Source organism: Mesorhizobium sp. M0816 (assembly GCF_040320005.1).
Classification (GTDB): Bacteria; Pseudomonadota; Alphaproteobacteria; order Rhizobiales; family Rhizobiaceae; genus Mesorhizobium.
On sequence record NZ_JAMYOT010000022.1, the window covers coordinates 1 to 23,193 of the forward strand.

Genomic DNA, 23,193 nt, shown 5'->3' on the forward strand with positions numbered 1-23,193 from the left:
GGCAGGTCGACCATGGCATCGGCGATGCGGCGGCCTGGAAAGCTGTAGCGCACCAGCACCCACGCGACGATCGTGCCGAAGACGACGTTGACGGCGGCGGCAACGAAGGCGGTACCGAAGCTGATTTCAAGCGCGTTGATGGTACGGCGATCGGTGACGATCGCCCAGAAATCGGTCCAGCCGAGCGCCGCCGATCGCCAGACCAACCCTGAGAGGGGGATGAGGATGATGGCGTGAGGTAGGCAAGCGAGAAGCCGAGCGTCAATCCGAAACCCGGAATGACGCTCGGCTGCCTGAATCGCCACCTCGCCTTGGCGGGTGTCGTCCTGATCTAGATTTTATCTTACTGCGCTGGCTTGTAGATCTGGTCGAATATACCACCGTCGCCGAAATGGTAAGGCTGCGCCTTCGTCCATCCGCCGAAAATTGGATCGTCGATGCTGATCCGCTTGATTTCCGGCAGTTTGGCGAAATCCTCCGCAGGCACCAGGTCGGGCTTCGCCGGACGGTAGTGGTTCTTGGCGATGATCGTCTGGCCTTCCTTGGAATAGAGATAGCCCAGATAGGCTTCGGCAACTTTGCGTGTGCCCTTGGCATCGACATTGGCGTCGACAACGGCGACCGGCGGTTCGGCGAGGATCGAGGTCGGCGGGATGACGATTTCGAACTGATCGGCGCCGAACTCGTCCAGCGCCAGATAGGCCTCGTTTTCCCAGGCGATCAGCACGTCGCCAAGGCCCTTTTGCGCGAAGGTCACGGTAGAGCCACGCGCGCCGGTGTCAAGCACCGGAACATGGGAATAGAGGTTGCCGACGAATTCCTTGGTCTTGGCTTCATCGCCGCCATCGTTGGTGTTGGCCCAGGCCCAGGCCGCGAGGTAGGCCCACCGGCCACCACCGGAGGTCTTGGGATTCGGCGTGATCACCTGGACGCTGTCCTTTGTGAGATCGCCAAAATCGTGAATGCCCTTCGGGTTGCCCTTGCGGACGAGGAGGACGATGGTCGAGGTATAAGGAGCCGAATTGTTCTCGAACTTCGTCCGCCAGTCGGGATTGATCTTCTTCGTTTTCGAGACGATCGCGTCGATGTCGCCTTGCAGCCCCAGCGTCACCACGTCGGCGTCGAGGCCGTCGATCACGGCGCGAGCCTGCGCGCCCGACCCGCCATGCGACTGCTGGACGGTGACGGTCTCGCCCGTCTCGCCCTCCCAGTGAGCGGCGAAGGCCTCGTCGAATTGCTTGTAGAGCTCACGCGTCGGGTCATAGGACACGTTGAGAATGGTGGTGTCGGCAAACGCGAAACCGAGCGTGCCGAACTGGACAGATGTGGCGACCAGCGCGCCGAGCAGTTTCCTGAAATGAGGTTTGGTCATTTCCGCCTCCGTTGAACTCGCGCCAAATCTACCGAATTGATAGAATTTAGATGCATTCAATGTTGCCTTTTTTGGCCTACTGAAGCAATTTTTCGCCTATTTTACTCTAAAGGAGGAATGTTTTTCCTCACACAGCGTGACTCGGGGTCCTGGGCTCCCGGAGGCGATAATTAGAAACCGCCAGCCCTTCGGCAATGGCCGCGCAGGGGCAACGAGGGTTTCATCCCACGGTGGCCGGCGGAGCTACTCGGCGCCGACGGGAAAGTTGAAGCGTTCTCTTGGAAACGGCTCGTTTTCCAGCGTGAAATGCCACCATTCGCGCGCATAATTGTTGAAGCCGCCGGCGCGCATCGCCTCGACAAGTCTTTCGCGGTTTGCCGCTACTTCACTGGCGAGCGGTCGGTGAGCCGTTTCGCTCGCCGGGTCGAACACTCGAAGCCAGTGCCGAAATCGAGCATATCGACATCGGTCGCGCCGCAGGCCGGTTTCGGCGCGCTCTTGTGGTCGGTCCGCGCGATCGCGACCTCGACTGTCGAGCCGCGCGAATGGGTGGACAGTTCGCCGATATAGCCCTTGGCGATGAGATCCTTGGCGCTTGATGTCACGATGGCTGCCCGTATTGACGTCCGCTGCACTCACCAAGGACGACCCCAATTGGACTGCGCATATTACGCACGCATGGCAACACTGCGCCGCGGTTGCTAGGGGGGTCAAGCAGAGTTGAATGGCGAAAGATTGAGGGTCCAATCGTGATGCGGCGGCGCCCAAATTTGCGACAGCGCGCCAACGGGCAAAGACGACCCCGAGCGGAAGTTCGTTCGTCGAGGGCGAATTCACGCCCATGACCCGAACCCACCCTTCCCGGGGCGATTTGGCGGCCCGAAAGCTGACCTTTAGCGGAACCGGCGGTCGTGACCCTGAAGCGACATTCGCATTGAGGTGGACAGCGAGTCTCGTTGACTGGCTGCCGCATCGGCGCATAGTCGTCGACCAGCACGATGCCCCATTTGGGGAACAGTCGTATGAGGGGAGGCAGGCCATGGAAGTCGCCGGTGGCGCTGGTGCCGACGTTCACGTCCCGTATATTCTCGTCCATTCCGATCGCGAGATCAGGCGTCTCAGCCATCAGGCGGGCATCATTAACCCGATCACGCGAAGAATCTTGCTCTCTGCGGGCATGAGCCCCGGGATGCGCGTGCTCGACGTGGGCTGTGGCGCGGGTGACGTTACATTCCTGGTTTCCGAGATGGTTGGCAGCGGAGGTCAGGTCATTGGCGCAGATCGGGCTCCAGCGGCCCTGGCGGCGGCGGAGCGGCGTGCCACTGGGCGGCTGCCTCTCACGAACGACTAAGGCGCATGTCCGCTCTTGGCGCGATCGAGGCGATGCGGACTTCGCCTACTCAGCAGCCGCCAGTGCGGGTCAAACGGCTTGGTTGGGTGGTTCTCTGCCGTCTGTCTCGTCGAGCGGAACGAGCAGGCAGCGCCATTAACGGACTAAGAGTGGATTCTTAGCCCGCACTTAGGGTCCGTACAGAAATTTTCGAATCGATTAGGTTTATTAGGCCGCGGCAATTGGCCGAATCCCGTCAAGGAACTGAAGCAGTTATTGCCATACGGGCCCTTAGTAGCCCCGCTCAAGATTTACGAGATTGGTGATGTCATTGCCCAACTTGATCTGCTCGCACAGACCTGCCACCTGCGCTATGCCCGAATCGACCCAATAGCTTGCCACATGTGGTGTGATGGTCACCTTCGGATGGGCCCATAGCGGACTCGCCTGGTCGAGCGGTTCCGAGGTAAAAACATCGAGGCAGGCGCCTGACAGTTGCCCAGCGTCAATGGCGTGCAGAAGTGCAGCCTCGTCGACGTGTGCTCCGCGTCCGACATTAACGAGGTAGGCGCCGCGCTTCATCAGACGGAAAGTTTCGGAATTAAGTATTCCTCGAGTTTCGGTGGTCAGCGGCAGCGCGCACACGACGAAGTCTCGTTCAGCCAAGGCCTCCTTAAGCGCTGGGGCACCAGCGTAACAGGCCACATCGGCGATTTGCTTAGGGTTGCGGGACCATGCCGCCGTGCGATATCCCAGCTCGGCGAAGAGTCGCGCGGCCCATCCACCGATACGCCCAGCCCCAAGGATAACGATGCGGGTCTCGCTGGTCTTCCGTGGCGCGATCGGGCGCCATCTCTTCTGGGTCTGTTGGAGAGCATATTCAACGACATGGCGTTGCCGGCACAGTACTCTGAGAACAATGTACTGCACAACCTCAGAGGCAAGTTCGCGGGTCGCCAAACGTACGACGCCAACGCCCGCAGGCAGCTCACCCAGTTGCAAGCCGTCTATGCCCGCGCCGAGATAGGCAACTGCACGCAATCGCGTCATACCTTCAAAAAACCTGCGCGGCGTACCCTTATCGATCAGCACCAAGTCAATGTCGCCGGGATCGCCGTGATGGGGCCATAACCGGAAGTCGAGGCCCGAAACGCGCGCCTTGAGAGATCGCGCCCACTCCCCCGCGTCGATATAGTCGGGGTAGTCATTCACCATCAGTAAAGTGAGTGCTTTCACCACTACCTCCTAAACACTCTGTTCGACGTACATCAGCCGGAATGGATCGAAGCGGCTATCCGGGCACGCCAGCCATGCGCATCGCCTCTGCGAAGTGATCACGATCTTCTTGACGACGGAATGGGTTGTTGTCGAGCAGAAGCTGGATGCATCCTTTGGCTGCTTGCTCAACGCCCCCCGGCCTTGCTTTCAGCCTCGCTACTGCTTTTTCCGCCCATAGCTTTGCCTCGGCAAGCCTATCAAGCTTGGCAAGTATAGCTGCGCCGAAAAAAGTCGAATCGATAAAGTAGTCGGGGACTCTGATCCGCGCGGCTAGGGCCTCGGGATACCGCCTTGCGGTAAATAGGGCAGTCGCCTGAAAGGCGATATACCAATCGGGGTATCGTGGATTGAGACGCATTGCCGCTTCGCCGCAGGCAACCGCCTTTTCCCCTTCTCCATACATTGCGAGCATGTAGCTGGCATTGGCGAGGCTGTCGGCATCGTTAGGGTTGAACATGATGGCGCGATCCACATGTTTCTTCATGCGCTCATAGTCGCCCCGATAGAGGCAAGGCCATGCCAGCGCGATGTGGGCTTGATAATCGGCTTCATCGAGCGCGAGGGCCCGTTTGGCGCAATCAAAGGCCATGTCATAAGCGCCTCTACCTTCTGCCGCAATTAGCAAATCAAGCGCTTCCATCTGGTAGGTCACCGCTAAACCGGAATAGGCGCGCGAAAAGCTTGGGTCTGTGGCAGCAGCCTTTTCGAAGTGTTGGCGCGCTTCAAGATTGTTCTGACCCACCGTCCACAAGAGATGTTTGCCGCGCAACCAATGGTCATAGGCGATGAGGTTTTCAGGGTGCTTACGCTTAGCGCGTTCCAAGGAATCGTCTTCGAGGCCCACGGCCAGCATGCCCACGATCCTCTGGGTTATCTCGTCCTGAACCGCAAACATATCGGCAATTTCTCGATCATAGCGCTCCGCCCAGATGTGGCTGCCGGTCTCAGCGTCGATGAGCTGCGCGGTTATGCGCAGACGATTCCCGGCGCGACGAACGCTTCCCTCGAGTACATAGGTCACGCCCAAGTCGCGCGCCACGTCGGGGATCTTCATCGTCCGTCCCTTGTAGGTGAACGAGGAATTGCGGGCGATGACGGACAGCGACCGAAAGCGCGAAAGTTCGGTAATGATGTCCTCTGTGATGCCGTCGGAGAAGTACTCCTGCTCTGGATCGCCGCTCATATTGACAAACGGCAAGACGGCGACCCACGGCTTATCGGGTAGCGACAGTGCGCGACGCACCAAGGCAGAGGTATCGGCTGGGCGCACTCGGCAAACGCGCACCAGCTGCTCGATGTTCTTCAGCGCCTGCTCGCCCATATCCTCGAACTGCAGATCGAGCCGGTTGCCCAGGTGGTCACGCACTGTGCCCGACACCGCTATGCCACCGGCCGGGGCGACGCTCTCAAGCCTAGCCGCAATGTTCACTCCGTCTCCGAAGATGTCCTCGCCCTCGACGATGACATCGCCCAGGTTGACCCCGATCCGCAGTCGGATCGCGCGGTCCTCTGGCATGTCGGCGTTGCGCGCCTCCAGCCGCCGCTGGATGTCGACCGCACAGGCAACGGCGTTAACAACGCTGGGGAACTCAGCCAGAACCCCATCGCCGGTCGCCTTGAAAATCCTACCCATGTGTTCGGCGATCTTTGGATCGACCAGCTCGGCTCGCAGCGCCCTCAGCGTAGTCAGCGTGCCCATCTCGTCATGGCCCATGAGCCGGCTGTAACCGACCACATCGGCAGCGAGTATGGCGGCCAAACGGCGCTGCACGGCGCTCTCGACCACGCTCGGACTCCTCCCACGTGTGACGGCTCCGCTTTGGAGCCCAACCAACTACACAATACCAGCGCCTTATGTCAGGGCAATCGGGCGCTCGGATATGACGCCTCCCATCGGCAAGCCATTAGAAGCTACGACACGTACGGGCGGAATGACAGCTTTGGGTCATGGCCGTGAATTGACCCGGAGCAAGCGAGCTTCTGCTTAGGGTCGACTCCGGCCAGTGCGTGAAGGTCGGCTTAGGAGGCGCGACTCGAATGGCGCGAAATGGCGCGTCCCGCTGGTTCGAACATCCGCCCTCGAGAACGCCCTAAATGAGCGTCAAACGACTTGGTTGGGTGTTTTTTGCCTTCCCTCTCGCCGATTGGAACGAGAAAGGAGCGCCAAATCCTGACGTACAGACGAACGGTCGATAAGGTCGCGATCCTGACCCACATTTCCAGTGCTTCTTCAGGCGGCCTTCAGAACTGTCTTTCTGACGAGTGCGATTTTGCACTCATCGATGAAAGCTGGCAAGAAATGGAGCGCAATCCAAGAACTGGCTCCGGCCGCAAGCGCTAGCGGAGAAGCTATCTCAATCCGGCCCGCCGTGCACCTTCGCGGATGGCGACAAGCGCGGGAGGATTGGTGACCGGATAGGTTCTGATGAACCCCTCGACGGTAAAGCCGGGGAATTCGCTCGCCAATCGGGCGGCGATCTTCGCGGCCTGTGGTACTTCGTCGAGCATCGCATGTCCCATCGACTGGAACAACAGGGTGGCCGGCGAATCGGGCGGGCTCTGCTGGAACGCCACGACGCTCTCCCGGTAGCGCCCGACCACGAAATTCGTGCGACCAAGCATGCTGAAGTACCAGAGCGGAGCTAGCGGGTTGAGACGTAGAGCCCTCTGGATCAACACGCAGCCCTGCTGCGGATCACCTGTCACCAGTGCTCGGCTTCCGGCAATCATCGCCAGCGTATCGGCATCGTTTGGAGCGGCGGCCAAAGCGCGATCGAGTTCCTCGGCAGCGGCTCCCAAGTCGCCTCGCGCCGCGCGAATGTCGGCCATGCCCTGACGGGCCATGCTGTCTCCCGGATCGAGCAAAAGAGCTTGTTCCATGCACGAGTACCAGCGTTCCAGCGAGACGGATGGATTACTCGCGTACCAGGCTTCGACGGCGTAAGAAAATCCCAACGTCAACCAGGCTCGCGCCAGCCCCGGATCGAGTTCGACTGCGCGCGACAAGAGACGGATTGCTTCCACGTTCGAGGTGCGGGTGAACACATTGTGCTGTTCGACGCCGAGCAGATAGTAGTCATAGGCACCCAGGCTGGCGGGCGGCTTGCGCCGGATGACATCCCGTCCAAGGTGGGCAAGCTTGCCGCAGCAGCTGACAAGGACATTGACGACGTTCTCGGTGACCATGTCTTGCGTAGCAAACAGATTGTCGGCCGATTGATCGTATCGCGCCGCCCAAAGATCGGCACCACTCCTCACATCGACAAGCTGCACCGAAATGCGGAACTGCTCGCCGGTAGCCTGAAGGCTCCCTTCGAGCAAATAGTCGGCATTCAACTCCCGACCGATGGAGCGCAGATCATCGCGCCTTCCCTTGAACATCAGCATCGTCTGGCGGGCAATCACCGCAAGGGCGGAGTAACGCGCGAGATCGACAATAATATCGGCGGACAAACCGTCGGCCAGCCTTCCCCAACGCTCGTCCGAGCTCAAATTTTCAAAGGGCAGGACCGCGATGACCGGTGGCCCGGAGCCGCCGGGCGACAGACCCTCGAAACGAGCTTGTCCGGACTCTTGCCGGCTCTCACTCGAGAGCAGGCTTGCCAACGCCACTTTGCTGCTAACGCCAAGCTTTCGATAGACCACCGACAGATGGGTTCGAACGGTGGTCGGCGCGATGAACAGCGTCTCGCCGATCTCACGATAGGTCATGCCTTCGGCGAATTTCGCAGCGACCACCCGCTCCCGGTCCGAAAGCCCGGTCAGAGGATTGCCGACTGCGTCAAGCATTGCGTCATTCCGATCCGCGGCGCGTATGGTCGGGAACGTACCGATTTCGCGACACAGCGAAAATACTACAGATGCGACACCAAAAACACTCCATCTGTACGATCCCGCCAAGTCGTTGCCGCTCCTAGCATCCACGGATCCACAACACGTTGCCCGGTTCACTGTCCAGGCCAGGCAAAATGTCAGGAGGCATCCATGAGAAAGTCATCCGCAGTCGCCGGCATGCTGGTGCTGGCTCTTTCGACCGCGCCAAGTCTCTCCGGCGAAACGACGCCAGTGGGAACGCCAATCTCCATAGAAGCGGTAAGGCTTGCCAGCGACCGCGTCTATTCCGATCTCTTGCGCCGTGCCTTTGCGAATGGCTGGCGATACCCACCCGAGCAAATCAAGAGCGGCTTCAAGCGGCATTTCGAGGAAACGAGGCTGCAACTGATCGATCAGGGCTACATCATCGTGCCCGATGTATCGGAAAGTGCTTCGCAGTGACGTTTCTCCGGATCGGGTCTTTGATCACGGCGTGCCTTCATCGGTAATCGCACCCCGCGGCCTTCGTTACTCGTCTTTAGCTGGCGCTGCCGCCAATCCGCCGGACGCGGAGCGAGCGAATGCCACGATTGCCGTCAATCCGTGATGTAGTCGACTATGGCGGCCAGGCGCGCGGCGACGACCGCGCTCATACTGGTCTGTCCCAAAGAGCCGTGCGTGTGATGGCGAGCAAAACGAGATCGAAGATGTGCCGGCGGATGATCTCACGGGCTTCCGCAGAACCGTTGAGTGGATGCTTTTCGAGTGTGCAGAGGTAGCCGCGTAGCAATTGCAGCGCCTCGGATACCCCTGGCGCGCGCTGCATGACCGCACAGTCGAGCCCGGCGCCAAGACACCACTCCATCTGGCAAAACGCCAGGGGCAACGCGAAGTTGCCGACTATCTCATGTCGCACGGCGTCGTCTTGCCAACACCGGCCCCGATCTCAACGAAGTTGGCTTCTGCCGATGTCGAGAAAGGCCGGACCTACGTCACCCGCGCGTGTGACCGTTGCCACAATGCCGAGCCACTGGGAGGGAACAAAACGGGACCGAACTTGTGGAGCGTCGTCGGCCGCGATAAGGCATCCATGGCAAAAATGCGTTACTCCGACGCTTTGCTCGGCTGGGAAGGCGTGTGGAGGTAAGAGGACCTGAACAGATATCTCTTCGGGCCCATGCTCACCACGCCGGGCGTTAAGATGGAGATACCTGGTGTCTCGGACGAGACCGAACGGGTCGACCTGATCGCGTACTTGCGCACACTCGGTGACAAGCCGATGCCGCCACCCTGAAACGATGATCTCTTGCACAAGTACTGCTGCGGACCTGCGTCGGCGGTGATGTCACATAGACGGAGATGGGCTGTGGTTGTGACTTTTGGGAATGATTTCAGGCGATCACGCCGGCAGCAGGTTTCCATTGCGCCATGGCATTCAGGCGGTGAAGATGGATCTGAAAGGGGGCGCGTTTTGAACGGGGCGGGACGAAGAGATTGCGGGCTGCAGAGAAGGTCGAGACGAAACGCTGGAGGCTCCCCGGTGATCGAAAACCTTGCATCATCCGCTCTCGTTTTCGCAGTGGCACATGCGAATTCTCCGCTCTGTTGTTCAAGCCCTTGTGCGACCGGTGCTCGATGTCCATCATGACCTGACGCCGCGCTGCTCCATAGGAGCCGAGCTTGTCGGTGATCATGCGCTTGAGCACCTGGCCCTGCTTCTTCAACAGCCGTATCAGCAAGCGCTTGGCGGCCTTGGTGTTGCGCCGGGTCTGGACGATCTCGTCGAACACATAGCCGTCCTGGTCGACGGCGCGCCATAACCAATGCTTCTTGCCGGCGATCGTGATGGCGACTTCGTCGAGGTGCCAGATATCATTTCAACTGGGCTGCTTGCGGCGCAGGTGCCGGGCGTAGTCCGGCCCGAACTTCCTGCCCCAGCGACGGATCGTCTCGTAGGAAACGACGATGCCGCGCTCGAGCAGCATTTCTTCGACATGACGCAGGCTCAGCGGAAATCGATAATACAGCCACAGCGCGTGGGCAATGATCTCGGGTGGGAACCGATGCCGTTTGTAGCTGATCTGCGAAGTGTTCATCCCCCGCATCTATCGCAGCGATCCCTGACACGCAGTTGCCGTGACAACGCCCCTATGCCTCGCTCGATAGCATATTGCGAGCGGCATAGAGTTCGCCAATGAAGTCGGTGATCAAGGTCGAATTGATGCCGTCCGGCGGGCGCAGGAGTAGCGCGCGGAAATTGACGGCTGGCTCGAATGGCCTGGCCAAAATACCGCCGATCATGCCGTCCGCAATGACGGAGGGATTGACCAAGCCGATTCCCATGCCCTTCGCTGCAAGGATAGCGATGGTCAGGCCGTAGGGCGTTTCGATCAGGATGCGCGGTCGCACCCCATGCGCGGCCAGGATCTTGTCCATCGCGAGCCGCGCCGTATCTTCCGGCGACAATGCCAGGAAGGCCTCGTCGGCGAGATCGGCCGGTGTGATTATCTGCTTCCGCGCCAGCCGGTGGTTCTTCGGCATCACGCAGACGGCGCGCGGTGTGGTGAAGACGCTGTGCAGCACGCCGCTGGTGTCGACCTCGTCGGCCGCGAGCCCGATATCGAAACTGCCAGAGGCGACCAGGTCGCGCACGATATTGGAGGTGCGGACCTGATAGCTGATTCGCACCTGCGGATGCCGGTGCGAGAACGCTACGATGGCGCGCGGCACCAGCCCATGCCCGAGTGCCGACAGGGAGGCGACGCGGATGGTACCGGTGCCGACCTCCTTGATCTGGGCCGCCCGCAGCTTCAGCCGGTCGAGCCCGACCAGGTTGGCTTTCACCTCGGCATGGAACAACTCCCCTTCGCGTGTCGGCACCAGCCTGCCACGAATGCGGTCGAAAAGCCTGAAGCCGAGCTCGGCCTCTAGCTTGGCTAGCGAACGGCTGATGGCCGGCTGCGAGGTGTCGAGCAGCGCGGCCGCCGCGCCGGCGCCGCGCGTGATCATGATCGCGTTGAAGACATCGATGTCGCGCAGGTTCATAGTCAGCCCATATCAAAAGCGAATTAACTTTATCGCTGCGGTCATAGATGGCAATGGGTGAGCCGGCTAAGCTGCGCCTATGAACCGACGCGATGACACTTCACATGTCCATCCTCCCAAGCGCTCCGAGGAACCGTTCCAGGCGGTGGCGATGCCGGTCGAGCGAGCCTCGACCGTGGTCTTTGACGATCTGGAATCGTTCGAGCTTCGCGTCGAGCGTCTGTACGACGGGTTCAGCTACGGACTTTACGGCACACCGACCAGCCGGCAGCTCGAAGATCATATCGCCGTGTTGGAATGCGGATCGCGGGCTCTCGTCCTCCCGTCGGGCATGGCGGCCATGACGCTGGCGACCATGGCTGTCTGCCGTGGCGGCGAAAGCGTTCTGATCCCGGAGACGCTCTATGGCCCGGCGCGCGACATGGCCGAGCGTTTTCTCGGCCCACTCGGGATCGAGGCGGTTTCCTACGATCCACGGCTGGACGCAAGTATCGCGGCCATGATCGACGGCAGAACGCGGCTGGTCTGGGCAGAATCGCCTGGCTCAGCCACCTTCGAAGTTCAGGATGTGCCAGCCATCACGGCCGCGGCCCACAAGGCCGGCGCGCTCGTTGCGGCCGACAACACCTGGGCCTCGCATCTGCTGTTCAAGCCGCTCGCTCATGGCGTCGACATCTCGATGCAGGCGCTTTCCAAACACGCCGGCGGCCACGGCGACCTCTTGATGGGCTCGCTCGCAGTGCATGACCATGCCCTGTTCCGGCGCCTGAAGGATACAGCGCGTTTCCTTGGCTATGGCGTCTCGCCCGAGGATTGCGCGCTGTGCGAGCGTGGCCTGATGACCATGCCGGTGCGCATGCGTCATGCCGACGCCACCGCGCGGAAGATCCTCGCCTGGCTATCGGAACGCCAGGAAGTCGCGCAGATCTTGCATCCCGCGGAGCCTGGCCATCCCGGCCACGCGGTCTGGAAGCGTGACTTCGCCGGATCGGCGGGCGTGTTCTCCTTCGTGCTGCGGCCGGAACTGGCGCCACTGCAATCCGATGTCCTGCGCAGCCTGCGGCTGTTCAGGCTCGGCGCAAGCTGGGGCGGCGTGCATTCGCTGATTGCCGTCAGCGATCCGCGCAAAGGGCGCGCCAGCCTCGATTGGCTGAAGCCCGGCCCGGTCTGGCGCCTGTCGATCGGCCTTGAGGCGCTCGAAGATCTTCTGGCCGACCTTTCCCAGGCCTTCGAACTCTTTGCTGAAGCCCGGCGCAACGGAACCGCCGCGGCCGACGTCAACGCCGCAGAATGACGACAACTCAACGACAAGGGGAATGATTATGAAACATCAAGGTCTGAAATGGCTCACGGGTCTGGCGATAGGATTGGCCAGCCTGACTTCGGGCGCCGTGGACGCCAGCGCGCAGGCGGTTATCAACCAGATCAAGGAACGCGGCTATGTCAGCTGCGGCGCCAGCCAGGGCGTGCCCGGTCTCTCCCGGCCCGACGAGAAGGGGTATTATCGCGGCTTCGATTCCGATATCTGCCGCACTTTCGCGGTCGCCATCCTCGGCGACAAGGAGAAGATCCGTTACGTGCCGCTTAACGCAGGCCAGCGTTTTCCTGCGCTGCAGACCGGAGAGATCGACGTTCTGTCGCGCACATCCACCATCACCTACAGTCGCGATACGGTTGTCCGCTTCGTCTGGATCAATCTCTACGACACGGACGGCATGCTCGTGCGCAAGGCCGACAATATTACCGAGCCCAAACTGCTGGACGGAAAGACCGTTTGCCTGCAAGGCGGTGGCAGCCTGACCGAGAAAGCGATCGAGGAAACCGAGGAAGAGTTCGGGATCGCGATGGAGAAAGTCTATTACGACTCGACCATTCAGGCGCGCGACGCCTTCTTTGGCGGCCGCTGCGATTCATACGTCACCGACGGCACTGCGGCAGCCGGACAGCGTGCTTCGGTGGCCAAGAACCCCGACGACTACGACATCATCAAGGTCGGCAAAGCCGCCGAACCCAATGGCGTCGCGGTCGCCCGCGGCGACGATCAACTCTTCGACGTCGTGCGCTGGACATTGAATGCCCTGTTCTGGGCCGAGGCCAACGGCATCACCTCGCAGAACATCGATGAAAAGCTTGTGTCGGGCAGTCCGGAAGTCAAACGGGTGCTCGGCGAGGAACCCGGCTTCGGCAAGCCGCTCGGATTGGACGATAAGTGGGCCTACAACGTCATCAAGCAAATGGGCAACTACGCCGAGATCTGGGACCGCAATCTCGGCAAGGACAGCCCGCTAAAGGTCGAACGCGGTCTGAACGCGTTGTGGAAGGACGGGGGCCTCAACTATCCTTTCCCCTGGGATTGAGCCGCATGATGGAGGGGAACGGGCCCGGCGCTCCCCTTCCCTGCCAACGCCGCGAACCCTCGAGGTCAACATGCTGAGCGATGCCAAGACCAGATCGATCATCATCCAGTGTGCCCTGGCAGCCGCGGTTGCCGCTTTCGCTGCCCTGCTCGTCAGCACGACCTTCGCCAATCTGAGGGCCCGCGGCATCCCGATCGGCTTCGATTTCCTGACCATGCCATCCAGGATCGTCATCTCCGAAGCGATCCTCACCTATAAGTCGCGGGACCCGTATTACTGGGCGATCGTGACCGGGCTCGCCAATACGGTCTTCATCTCCGCGCTCGTCATCGTCTTTTCATCCGCGCTCGGCCTCGTCGTCGGCATCACCCGGCTGAGCAGCAATCCCCTGGCGGCGGGCACCTGCCGCGTATGGGTGGAGGTTGCACGCAATTCACCGCCGATCGTGCTTCTGATCTTTCTCTACTCGCTGTGGTGGAAGGTGCTGCCGCCGGTCGGCGAAGCGCTCAATCCGCTGCCAGGCGTTTACGCCTCCATGCGCGGCTTTGTGGTGCCGGCAGTCAGCATGGACGTCGCCGCCGCGGGATTGCTCGTCATTGCTCTCGCCCTGGCACTGGCGGCCGCTGGCTGGGCGGCGGCGCGACGAGGATGGTTGCCGCCGCTGACCGCGCCGGCGATCCTCGCGGTTGGCATTGCCGGGCTCTGGCTTGCCGATGCGAAGTTCTCCGTCGACTGGCCGACCTTCACTGGGTCGAACTTCAAAGGCGGCAAGGACCTGACGCCCGAACTCAGCACCATCCTCATCGGGCTGACCATCTACACCACCGGCTTCGTCGCCGAGATCGTGCGTGGCGGCGTGCTTTCGGTCGGCCGCGGTCAGTGGGATGCAGGTCATTCGCTCGGCCTGCCACGCGGCAAAATATTGCGTCTGATCATCATCCCGCAGATGCTGCGGGTGATCGTCCCGCCGCTCAACAGCCAATACATCAACGTCGTCAAGAATTCGACGCTGGCGATCGCGGTCGGCTATCCGGACTTCCTTGCGGTGATGAACACCATCATCAGCAAGTCCAGCCATTCGATCGAGGGCGTCTTCATCATCCTCGGCGTCTATCTCGCCCTCAACCTGAGCCTGTCGAGCGCGGCCAATTGGTACAACCGTCGCATCGCCATCGTGGAGCGCTGAACCATGAAGGCCCTGTCTCTTTCCCTTCCGGCCGAGCCAATGCCAGGACAGATCCGCTTCGGCGCCTTGCGGCGGTCAGCCATGCTCCTGTTCGGCACGCCGCTCAATGCCGTCCTGACGCTGTTGTTCGGCGTTCTGCTCGTCGCCACGGTACCGCCGATGCTGCGCTGGCTAATAATCGACGCCGTGCTGTTCGACCCCAATCCAGGCGCCTGCCGGGTTGCCACCGGAGCCTGCTGGAGCTTCATCTACGCCAAGTCCGGGCAGTTGCTGTTCGGCATCTATCCGCTCGACGAGCGCTGGCGCCCGGCGATCGTCTGCCTGCTCATCCTGGCGCTGCTTGCCTGGTCGGTGCGGCCCGCCAGTTGGGCCCTGCGGCTGCTGGCGCTCTGGGTGGCAGCGTTCGTGCTGATCTTCTGGCTGATGGGCGGCGGCATCGGCCTGACCGAGGTTCCGACCTCGTCCTGGGGCGGCCTGCCGGTGACGCTCATCCTCACCGTCGTTGCCATCGGCGTCGCCTTCCCGGTCGGCATTCTCTTGGCGCTGGCCAGGCGCTCGACTATGCCAGCGATACGCATCGGCGCCGTGGTCCTGATAGAATCGGTGCGCGGACTACCGCTGCTGTCCATCCTGTTCGTGGCGTCGATCATGATGCCGCTGTTCCTGCCCGAGGCCCTGTTGCCCGACAAATTCGTGCGCGCGCTGGTCGCGCTCACCATCTTCGCCGCGGCTTATCTCGCCGAGGTGATCCGCGGCGGCCTGCAGGCCATCCCGAATGGCCAGTACGAGGCTGCGGCAGCGCTCGGCCTGCCCTTCTGGCGCACGCAATATCTCGTCATCCTGCCGCAGGCGATCCGGATGGCGATCCCGGCGCTGGCCAACACCATCATCGTCATGATCAAGAACACCAGCCTTGTCCTGGTCGTCGGTCTCTTCGACCTGATCAGCTCCGGAAAAGCGGCGCTGGCTGACCCGGACTGGCCGTCGCCGGCGGCCGAGACATTCCTGTTCATCGGCGCGCTCTTCTTCGCGCTCTCCTTCTCGTTCGCCCGCTTCGCCGACTTCCTGGAGCGGCGCGGCCCGACCGCCCACTAGGAAATGCCTTGATGTTATTGTCCGCCCCAACGCGCGTTCCGTCCATGCCCGATCCCAGCGCTCCGCCCGCTATCCAAATGACCGGCATGAATAAGTGGTACGGAAACTTCCATGTGCTGAAGAATATCAACCTGACCGTCCATCGCGGCGAGAAGCTGGTGATCTGCGGTCCGTCCGGCTCGGGCAAGTCGACGATGATCCGCTGCATCAACCGGCTGGAGGAGCATCAGCAGGGGCAGATCGTCGTCGAAGGCGTCGAACTCAGCAACGATTTGAAGCAGATCGACGTAATCCGCAGTGACATCGGCATGGTGTTCCAGCACTTCAACCTGTTCCCGCATTTGACCATTCTGGAAAACCTGACACTGGCGCCGATCTGGGTGCGCAGGATCCGGCGCGGGCAAGCCGAGCAGACCGCCATGCACTATCTGGAGCGGGTGAAGATCCCGGACCAGGCGCATAAATATCCCGGCCAGTTGTCCGGCGGCCAGCAGCAGCGCGTCGCCATCGCCCGTGCGCTCTGTATGAGCCCGAAGATCATGCTCTTCGACGAACCGACCTCCGCTCTCGATGCTGAAATGGTCAAGGAAGTGCTCGACACCATGGTCGCGCTGGCTGGGGATGGCATGACCATGCTGTGTGTCACGCACGAGATGGGATTTGCCCGCCAGGTCGCCGACCGCGTCGTCTTCATGGACCAGGGCGAGATCGTCGAGATGAACACGCCCTCCGAATTCTTCTCGCATCCGCGTCACCAGCGCAGCAAACTGTTTCTTGCCCAGATCCTGAACTAGCGAACCTCTCCCGCCAGCCCATGCGCCGGCCGGATGGGCAGACGCAAATCAGAAATCCATCCGGGGCCTGGTCAGCGCGCAGCGACCTGCCAGACCGCGACGCCGGCCCAGGATCAGGCCGGCGACGCCTTCGATGCTGCGCGAGATAATGTCGAACAAGCGCGGCCGACTCTCGAAGGAATACACCAGGCGTTCGCGAAACAGGATCGACAGCGCCGCGAGTTCCGGCCATTGGTAGATGTTCGGCCCACAACTTCTGCACGTCGACGATCCGGGCGCCTGGCGGTGGGCGCTCCGGTCCTGTTTCGAAGATAATGCGCCGCCGGCCGGCGCAGGCACAGCTGCCACGTATTGCAGCAGACGGCAGAGGACGAGAACGTCGTCCACAACGCAACTCTCGACTCGAAGTCGTAGCTGCATCATATGGCCTGTTCACCAAGCGGGCTTGGGGGCTAGCACGAAGTCGGGCACCCACTTTGGCACCTCCACTTGCGCGAGCAGTAGTCCGCTTTCCTTCGCAAATGCCATGTGGCAAGACGGATGGATGGTGGCGGACAGCGAACATAAAAGCATCTCTGCGAGAGCGTTGGGCATCGCATTATCAGCTGCTGCCCTCGTGCCGCATTTCACAACCCCAGCCTTTGCCCATGCTTCCGAGCGCGGCTATGTCATGCTCCTGCCGACCGGATATTATGTCGTGGGCGGGGCGGTGGCCGTAGCCGCGAGTTTTCTGGTTCTGGCTGTCCTCCCGCCCAGGCTGCTCGAACGCATTTCGGCATCCCGCCTGCCAATTGGTCAATTCGGCGACGCCGCGCGCATTTGGATCAGCACGCTCGCCTTCGCGGTTCTCGCCATACTCGTGGCGGCGGGAATTCTCGGCAGCCGAGATCCGCTGTCGAATCCACTTCCGCTAACGGTGTGGACGCTGGTCTGGGTCGGACTGACATTGCTTCAGGGCGTATTCGGCAATGTTTGGTCGTGGACAAACCCGTGGTACGGGCCGTGGCGCATTTTCTCCAGCGTCTTCCCGGCATTCCGCGATCGCACAATGCCACAAGGACTGGCTTACTGGCCGGCGTTGATTTTGTTTGCAAGCTTCGCCTGGTTCGAGCTGATCTATCCGGCGCCCGAAGATCCGGCGCGGCTTGCGTTCGCTCTCATGGCCTACTGGCTCTCGACCTTCGTCTGCATGATCATCTTCGGCTACGAAGGCTGGAGCCGGCGCGGCGAGTTTCTGTCCGCGTTCTTCCGCATGGTGTCACACTTCGCCATCGTCGAAACGACGCCGGACCACCCAAGCGGGGGGCGCGCCCTCTCACTCTGCTGGCCTGGAGCGAAATTGTGGAGCGCGCAAGCCTTACCGGCGAGCGGTATGCTCTTTCTGTTGCTGACGTTGAGCTCGGTGTCCTTCGACGGTCTGTCGAAGACCTTCTCTTGGCTGGGCGCGAATGGTGTCAATCCGCTCGAATTTCCGGGGCGCTCGGCATTAGTTGGAATCAACAGCGCCGGTCTTGTGCTGATGTTTATCGCACTTGTCGCGGTGTTCTTCGCCGCAGTGTTTGTCGGTGAGCGGTTGGCCGGGAGCATCTCTTTCGGAAAAGCGGTCGGGCTCCTTGTCTGGTCGATCGTCCCGATCGCGCTCGCCTATCATTTTTCCCACTATCTGACGGCCCTCCTGGTGAACGGCCAGAATGCGCTCGTCGCTATTTCGGATCCGTTTGATCGGGGATGGAACCTATTCGGCACGGCGCACATGAATGTCGGGGCGGGAGTGATCATGGGCTCCGATGCAGCGTGGATCATCTGGAACTTTCAGGCGGCGGCGATCATCGGCGGCCATATACTTGCCGTTCTGGTCGCGCATGGGCTGGCGTTCCGTTTGCATCCGGCGCGCAGCCGCGCGGCGCTCAGCCAATTTCCGCTGACCGTTTTTATGGTCGGATATACGGTTTTCGGGCTGTGGCTGCTGTCCACGCCGACGGCCGTCTGACGGCCGCAAGCCACGTATCGGAGGCGTTGGTCGACAGACCTCACGGCGGTGTATCGCGACCTCAAGGACATGCGTCGAACAAAGCCGGTGGTTGGTGAATTGGCAACGCCGGCAGCACAACTGACTGCTTCACAGTTCTTCGGCCTGATATCTAAGCCGACGGGACGCCCTCGGTGGCCAGACGCCGGAAGATCTGGTCGACTTGTTGCGGCGGCAATTTGGCGCCGCCGTCGAGCCACCAGATCAGCACCGACAGAAAGGCACCCACGACGAACTGGACGATCAGTTCGTTCGGCACGACATCGAGGCGCGGAAACTCCTCGATGTAGCTCATGCCGTCGACAAGCATCTGGCCCCATTCCGGCGTCGGCGGTGCAACGCCCAGGCCGAGAAAGCTGAGCGTCGCGATGGCCAGCACGAGGGCGCCGGCATCGGCGCTGGCGGGGTCCTCACCCCGAAACGCGAAGATGAGGATCGTCAAAAGGTGCCGATCAGCCCCAGCCCGGCCATCCACCAGATGTGCCAGATCAGGGCGAAACCAATGACGACGGCAAAGAAGGCGTTGACGACCCCGACTGGACTGTTCTTCGGTACTTCGATCGGCTCGTACGGGCGCGGTGGCACCGGTTGAGCTTGCTGTGCGTTGGCGCGTTGCTTCGCGACCCAGTAGCTGTCGCGCTCGGCCACATGCGGCAAGACGGCAAAGTTCCAAGCCGGCGGCGGCGAGGCCGTGGACCATTCCAGTGTGCGACCGTCCCAGGGACCGCCGGTGACACGAAGCATCTCGCGGTCGCGGATCGAAACAACCAACTGCACGATCTGGCAGACGATGCCGCCCAGAATGATAACGGCTTATTCGACCACTCGCAACCAGTTTGACCTGCCAACCATGTCTCACGAGCAATGGCAGGCACTTAAGCCAACGCTACAAGAAGCGGAATAATAACCGGCAAGAGGTTCCTCTCGGCCCGCCTGAGTAACCAGGGCTGCCGACAGAGCGCTTTCCCACTCACTGCCGGCCCGGTACCGGAAGGAAGGAGCGCAAATCTCTGCTTCGCCACCAGAATGCGCAACGCATCAGGTCCCGCACGCTCAGCTAGATCTGACGTTTAATCATGCGGCCGAGACCCGCTTCGCGAATAGGTCGCCGGCGAACCTGCACGCCGCCTTGTGCATTGAGCTTACTTCTTGCGACACAGGCTCAGCCTCCGCACAAGCTTCCACTGAAAGGGGACACCGCGTCCTGAAGAAACAGCCGGAGGGCGGATTCGTCGGACTTGGGATTTCGCCCGTGATCAACGGAGGGTTGCGCCGACGTTCGGTGGCAGGATCAGCCTCGGGGACAGACGCGAGAAGGAGTTGGGTGTAGGGATGGCTCGGATTCCGGTAGACCTCTTCCGAGCTACCGCTTTCCACCACCTTGCCGAGATACATCACGTAGACCCGGCTCGCCGCCTGCCGGACAAGCGCGAGGTCATGCGCGATGAAGAGGCAGGACACGCCGAGCTTCTCTCTGAGGTCGAGGAATAGGTTCATGACCTGCGCCCGTATAGACAAGTCTAGCGCGCTGACCGGTTCGTCGCAGATTAAAACCCGCGGCTCTACGGCCAGCGAGCGCGCGATCGCGATGCGTTGCCTCTGGCCGCCTGAGAGTTCACGGGTGAATCTGTCCCGGACCGTCGTCGCCAGACCGACTTGGTTGAGGAGCTCAGCGATCCTCCCCTCGCGTTCCGTTTGCGAACGCAAACCTGCAATTATGAGGGCTTCGTTTATGGCTTCGCCCACAGTTTGGCGATCATTCAGCGATGCATAGGGGTCCTGGAACACGTACTGAACTGCCCGACGCGCTTCCCGCAGACGGCGTCCACTCAAGGAGCCGAGGTCGATGCCATCAAAAACGACACGTCCGGATTGGGGTTTTTCCAAGCCGACGATCGAACGGCCGAGCGTGGACTTGCCGCAGCCAGACTCCCCCACCAAGCCGACGATCTCGCCTTGATTGAGGTGGATTGAGACGTCGTTTACCGCTTTGATCGTTTGGCCACGTTTGGCGCTTGGAAAGCTGGTGACCAGATGCTCGACTTCGAGTACCGCGCTCATTATGCGCACTCCTTCGCCCGAATATTCAGAACGGGACAGGCGGCTGACACACCCGGAACTGCCGTCGGCAAGAACGGCGGTCGCCGCTCGCCGCAGGCATCCACAGCGCATCCGCAGCGGGGCATGAAAGCGCACCCTGTGATCGGCGCGCCAAGGATGGGCGGAACGCCCGGCAATCCACGGAAACGCGATCCGATTGCGTCCTGTTTCCTCGGAATTGCCTCGATGAGGCCCATCGTATAGGGATGCTGCGGCTGAGAGAGTACACGCTCGGTCGGTCCGGTTTCGACGTGGCGCCCCGCGTACATCACCATTACGCGGTCGGCCGCGCCCGCCACGACACCCATGTCATGCGTGATCAAGATCATGGCCATGTCCATTCTGGACTGGATTTCCTTCAGCAGTCGGAGGATTTGCGCCTGGACCGTCACGTCGAGCGCGGTGGTCGGCTCGTCGGCTACGAGAAGTGTCGGCTCGGCGGCAATGGCGATTGCGATCATGACACGCTGTCGGAGACCGCCCGAAAGCTCATGGGGATACTGCTTGAGGCGTATTTCGGGGTCGGACATCCCGACCATCTTGATAAGTTCAAGCGCCCGGGTTTCCGCAGCTCTTGCGGTCATGCCGAGGTGAAGCTCGGCTACTTCGGCTATCTGCCGTCCGACCCGGCGGGCGGGATTGAGCGCGCTCATCGGGTCCTGGAAAATGAAGCCAATGGATTTTCCGCGCAGGCTGCGAAGCGTTTCATTGTCCGATCCGACGAGCTGGCGGCTGTCGAACAAAATGGTGCCCGATATATCCGCCTGGACGCCCACGGGCATCAGGCCGAGAGGCGCAAAGCAGGTGACCGTTTTGCCGCTACCGCTTTCTCCCACAATCGCGAGGGTCTCTCGGCGGCTCAGTTCATAGGCTACTCCGTCGACTGGGCGGACCACGGTATGCGCCGTCAGCAGGTCTATGGTCAGATCTTTGACGCGGAGTATCGGTTCAGAACTCATGGCCGTGCCTCCTTGGCCCAGAATGCGGTTACCCGGCGGCGGGCCGCGAGCATCCGGGAGGTCAGCGGCTTCGGAACTCTGTTGAGGGCGACCGCTTCACCGAGGATGTTGAATCCGATGACAGCTAAAGTCAGGGTCAGTCCCGGCAGGATGACCTGGCGCGGATCGGACTCGAGATATGGAAGCGCGTCGACCAACATCTGTCCCCATTCAGGCGTCGGCGGCTGGATGCCCAGCCCGAGGAAGCTCAACGTTGCGATTGCGAGCGCGACTGCTCCGGCGTCGGCCGTGGCATATACGAGCACCGCCCCGATCGTCGTGGGAAGAAGATGGACAAAGTAAATGCGAACGGGACTTGCGCCCAATACTCTTAGGGCCTCCATGTGGGGCTTGTTCATGGTGTTGACAGCCACGGCCCGGCTAATGCGGGCGCTACCCGGCCACCAGGCGAGCGCGAGCGCGAGGATCATGTTCCAGTAGCTGACTCCGGCAATGCCGATCACCGCAAGTGAGACGATGAGGCTGGGGATTGCCTGGCCGACGTCAACGATGCGCATCAGCAGTTCGTCCGTCCAGCCCCGCCGGTATCCGGCAATCGTGCCGATGGCGATGCCGATGGCGTGCGCGCACACAAGGACGAGACAGACTCCGACCAGCGACGTCCGAGCCGCCACAATCAACCTGCTCAATGTATCGCGCCCGAGATGGTCGACTCCGAAGGGATGGGCGAGCGTCGGGCCCTGGCCAGCGATCAGCAGGTCTTGCGCATTGGGATCATGTGGCGCGATGTAGGGTGCGAGCAGTCCCAACAGAACGAACGCGCCGATAGTAAATACCGCCGAGCGCGGGAAGGCGCCAATGGCCTTCAGGAGTGGTCTGACTGGCTGCATGTTCAGCTCCTTTGAAGTCTAAGGCGCGGATCGGTCAGCGTAATGCAGATGTCGACCACGACGTTCAGGATGATGAAGAACGTGATGAAGACCAGAAGGCAGGCCTGCACGACCATGAAGTCGCGGAATCTCACCCCGGTCAGGAAGAGGTCGCCGATGCCCTGCCAAGCGAACAGAGGTTCGACAACGACCGCGCCCACGACCATCGTCCCGATCTGCGTTCCCAAGGCGTTCAAGTACGTCGGCGCGATGTTCGGGATCGCGTCGCGAACCAGAATACTCGTCCTTGACAGTCCTTTGCTCATGGCCGTTAGGACATAGGGTTTGGCCATCGCCGCCTCGAAGCCAACTCGGACGACGCGGCTCAGAACTGCTGCGGGAAGAAATCCCAGAGTGAGCCATGGAAGCACCCAACTGACGGGTCCGGCAAACCCGAAGGTCGGAAAGACGTGCCACGTGACCGAAAAGGCGTAGACCAGCAGTGCTCCGACGAAGAAGGACGGAGTCGAAGCGCCCAGAAGAGCGCTCCCTCGGGTGACCACGTCTGGCGCCCTATGTGCCCAGAGCGCGCCTACGAAGCCGACGAACAGGCTCAGCAAGAAAGCCACGACCGCTCCGCCCGCAACGAGGGTGGCGGTCGCGGCAAGGCGGCTCTTGAGGGACGCGCCGACCGCCTCGCCCGTCTTGTAGGAAATGCCGAAGTCGCCGTGGATCGCTCCGTTCAGCCAGAAGCCGTAGCGTTCGAGAAGCGGCTTGTTGAGCCCCAATTCCTCCTCGACCTTGGCGATATCGGCTTTGGTGGCCGTCGGCGTCCGCAGCTCGGCGATGAGTATCGCCACGTTGCCCGGAGCGGATACCACGAGCGCGAAGCATAGAACGGACGCCAGAAACAGCAACAAGACTGCGTTGCGGGCCCTTTTAGCGATGAAGGCGAACACGGCCGTA

General features: G+C 61.3%; 23 protein-coding genes and 2 pseudogenes. 8 read left to right on the plus strand and 17 right to left on the minus strand.

The annotated features are described in order from the left end of the window. The 4 genes and pseudogenes from NKI17_RS26850 to NKI17_RS26865 all read right to left on the minus strand — a co-directional run. Nucleotides 1-331, minus strand: a pseudogene (locus NKI17_RS26850) (molybdate ABC transporter permease subunit); the annotation flags it as partial. A gap of 12 nt (nucleotides 332-343) precedes the next feature. Continuing rightward, entirely contained in the window at nucleotides 344-1,372 is a 1,029-nt protein-coding gene (locus NKI17_RS26855; RefSeq protein ID WP_352907027.1) for a sulfate ABC transporter substrate-binding protein, read from the minus strand. Between the two features lie 243 nt (nucleotides 1,373-1,615). Next, entirely contained in the window at nucleotides 1,616-1,723 is a 108-nt protein-coding gene (locus NKI17_RS26860; protein ID WP_023722474.1) for a M15 family metallopeptidase, read from the minus strand. A gap of 29 nt (nucleotides 1,724-1,752) precedes the next feature. Next, a complete protein-coding gene (locus NKI17_RS26865; protein ID WP_352579813.1) occupies nucleotides 1,753-1,977 on the minus strand; it encodes a M15 family metallopeptidase domain-containing protein in 225 nt (74 codons plus the stop codon). 434 nt (nucleotides 1,978-2,411) lie between these two features. Between NKI17_RS26865 and NKI17_RS26870 the strand changes: the two genes are divergently transcribed. Then, a complete protein-coding gene (locus NKI17_RS26870) occupies nucleotides 2,412-2,723 on the plus strand; it encodes a methyltransferase domain-containing protein (RefSeq protein WP_352797495.1) in 312 nt (103 codons plus the stop codon). A gap of 270 nt (nucleotides 2,724-2,993) precedes the next feature. Here NKI17_RS26870 and NKI17_RS26875 read toward each other — a convergent pair whose 3' ends face one another. The 3 genes from NKI17_RS26875 to NKI17_RS26885 all read right to left on the minus strand — a co-directional run bounded on the left by NKI17_RS26875 (nucleotide 2,994) and on the right by NKI17_RS26885 (nucleotide 7,769). Then, complete coding sequence (locus tag NKI17_RS26875) at nucleotides 2,994-3,938, minus strand: NAD(P)-dependent oxidoreductase (protein WP_352457236.1); 945 nt, start codon at nucleotides 3,936-3,938, stop codon at nucleotides 2,994-2,996. 55 nt (nucleotides 3,939-3,993) lie between these two features. Beyond that, on the minus strand, nucleotides 3,994-5,766 hold the full coding sequence (locus tag NKI17_RS26880) for an adenylate/guanylate cyclase domain-containing protein (protein ID WP_352797492.1): 1,773 nt from the start codon (nucleotides 5,764-5,766) through the stop codon (nucleotides 3,994-3,996). Nucleotides 5,767-6,329: 563 nt separating this feature from the next. After that, complete coding sequence (locus tag NKI17_RS26885; protein ID WP_352725060.1) at nucleotides 6,330-7,769, minus strand: LuxR C-terminal-related transcriptional regulator; 1,440 nt, start codon at nucleotides 7,767-7,769, stop codon at nucleotides 6,330-6,332. Between the two features lie 195 nt (nucleotides 7,770-7,964). Here NKI17_RS26885 and NKI17_RS26890 point away from each other — a divergent pair, with 195 nt between their 5' ends. Next, nucleotides 7,965-8,255, plus strand: a complete 291-nt coding sequence (locus NKI17_RS26890) for a hypothetical protein (RefSeq protein ID WP_352797488.1) — start codon at nucleotides 7,965-7,967, stop codon at nucleotides 8,253-8,255. Nucleotides 8,256-8,442: 187 nt separating this feature from the next. Here NKI17_RS26890 and NKI17_RS26895 read toward each other — a convergent pair whose 3' ends face one another. The 3 genes and pseudogenes from NKI17_RS26895 to NKI17_RS26905 form a co-directional block, all read right to left on the minus strand. After that, nucleotides 8,443-8,709, minus strand: a complete 267-nt coding sequence (locus tag NKI17_RS26895; RefSeq protein ID WP_352725063.1) for a hypothetical protein — start codon at nucleotides 8,707-8,709, stop codon at nucleotides 8,443-8,445. A 475-nt stretch (nucleotides 8,710-9,184) separates the two neighbouring features. After that, a pseudogene (locus tag NKI17_RS26900) lies at nucleotides 9,185-9,889 on the minus strand (IS6 family transposase). Between the two features lie 52 nt (nucleotides 9,890-9,941). Further along, nucleotides 9,942-10,838 (minus strand): LysR family transcriptional regulator, encoded by an 897-nt coding sequence (locus NKI17_RS26905; RefSeq protein ID WP_352725065.1) that lies wholly within the window; start codon nucleotides 10,836-10,838, stop codon nucleotides 9,942-9,944. Nucleotides 10,839-10,917: 79 nt separating this feature from the next. Between NKI17_RS26905 and NKI17_RS26910 the strand changes: the two genes are divergently transcribed. The 5 genes from NKI17_RS26910 (at nucleotide 10,918) to NKI17_RS26930 (ending at nucleotide 16,270) form a co-directional block, all read left to right on the plus strand. After that, nucleotides 10,918-12,132, plus strand: a complete 1,215-nt coding sequence (locus tag NKI17_RS26910) for a trans-sulfuration enzyme family protein (RefSeq protein ID WP_352725067.1) — start codon at nucleotides 10,918-10,920, stop codon at nucleotides 12,130-12,132. A gap of 28 nt (nucleotides 12,133-12,160) precedes the next feature. Continuing rightward, complete coding sequence (locus NKI17_RS26915) at nucleotides 12,161-13,195, plus strand: transporter substrate-binding domain-containing protein (RefSeq protein ID WP_352797486.1); 1,035 nt, start codon at nucleotides 12,161-12,163, stop codon at nucleotides 13,193-13,195. A gap of 70 nt (nucleotides 13,196-13,265) precedes the next feature. Then, on the plus strand, nucleotides 13,266-14,381 hold the full coding sequence (locus NKI17_RS26920) for an amino acid ABC transporter permease (protein WP_352725071.1): 1,116 nt from the start codon (nucleotides 13,266-13,268) through the stop codon (nucleotides 14,379-14,381). Nucleotides 14,382-14,384: 3 nt separating this feature from the next. Further along, nucleotides 14,385-15,476 carry an amino acid ABC transporter permease gene (locus NKI17_RS26925; protein ID WP_352907028.1) on the plus strand — a complete coding sequence of 364 codons (1,092 nt, stop codon included), beginning with the start codon at nucleotides 14,385-14,387 and terminating at the stop codon, nucleotides 15,474-15,476. A gap of 44 nt (nucleotides 15,477-15,520) precedes the next feature. Continuing rightward, complete coding sequence (locus tag NKI17_RS26930) at nucleotides 15,521-16,270, plus strand: amino acid ABC transporter ATP-binding protein (RefSeq protein WP_502894626.1); 750 nt, start codon at nucleotides 15,521-15,523, stop codon at nucleotides 16,268-16,270. A 48-nt stretch (nucleotides 16,271-16,318) separates the two neighbouring features. Here NKI17_RS26930 and NKI17_RS26935 read toward each other — a convergent pair whose 3' ends face one another. Then, nucleotides 16,319-16,657: a hypothetical protein gene (locus NKI17_RS26935; RefSeq protein WP_352453299.1), complete on the minus strand. Its 339-nt coding sequence runs from the start codon at nucleotides 16,655-16,657 to the stop codon at nucleotides 16,319-16,321. 157 nt (nucleotides 16,658-16,814) lie between these two features. Between NKI17_RS26935 and NKI17_RS26940 the strand changes: the two genes are divergently transcribed. After that, nucleotides 16,815-18,260, plus strand: a complete 1,446-nt coding sequence (locus NKI17_RS26940) for a hypothetical protein (protein ID WP_352907029.1) — start codon at nucleotides 16,815-16,817, stop codon at nucleotides 18,258-18,260. Nucleotides 18,261-18,411: 151 nt separating this feature from the next. Here NKI17_RS26940 and NKI17_RS37060 read toward each other — a convergent pair whose 3' ends face one another. The 6 genes from NKI17_RS37060 to NKI17_RS26970 form a co-directional block, all read right to left on the minus strand. Continuing rightward, on the minus strand, nucleotides 18,412-18,741 hold the full coding sequence (locus tag NKI17_RS37060; protein ID WP_502894623.1) for a TetR/AcrR family transcriptional regulator C-terminal domain-containing protein: 330 nt from the start codon (nucleotides 18,739-18,741) through the stop codon (nucleotides 18,412-18,414). Next, nucleotides 18,738-19,070, minus strand: a complete 333-nt coding sequence (locus NKI17_RS26950) for a hypothetical protein (protein ID WP_352725077.1) — start codon at nucleotides 19,068-19,070, stop codon at nucleotides 18,738-18,740. The genes NKI17_RS37060 and NKI17_RS26950 overlap by 4 nt, the downstream gene beginning before the upstream one ends. 303 nt (nucleotides 19,071-19,373) lie before the next feature. Beyond that, complete coding sequence (locus NKI17_RS26955; protein WP_352453304.1) at nucleotides 19,374-20,360, minus strand: ABC transporter ATP-binding protein; 987 nt, start codon at nucleotides 20,358-20,360, stop codon at nucleotides 19,374-19,376. Next, nucleotides 20,360-21,358 (minus strand): ABC transporter ATP-binding protein, encoded by a 999-nt coding sequence (locus NKI17_RS26960; RefSeq protein WP_352797478.1) that lies wholly within the window; start codon nucleotides 21,356-21,358, stop codon nucleotides 20,360-20,362. The genes NKI17_RS26955 and NKI17_RS26960 overlap by 1 nt, the downstream gene beginning before the upstream one ends. Beyond that, entirely contained in the window at nucleotides 21,355-22,248 is an 894-nt protein-coding gene (locus NKI17_RS26965) for an ABC transporter permease (RefSeq protein WP_023680719.1), read from the minus strand. Before NKI17_RS26965 ends, NKI17_RS26960 begins: the two co-directional genes overlap by 4 nt. 2 nt (nucleotides 22,249-22,250) lie before the next feature. Next, nucleotides 22,251-23,186, minus strand: coding sequence for an ABC transporter permease (locus tag NKI17_RS26970; RefSeq protein WP_352692764.1), 936 nt, complete (start codon nucleotides 23,184-23,186; stop codon nucleotides 22,251-22,253). Nucleotides 23,187-23,193 lie beyond the last annotated feature (7 nt).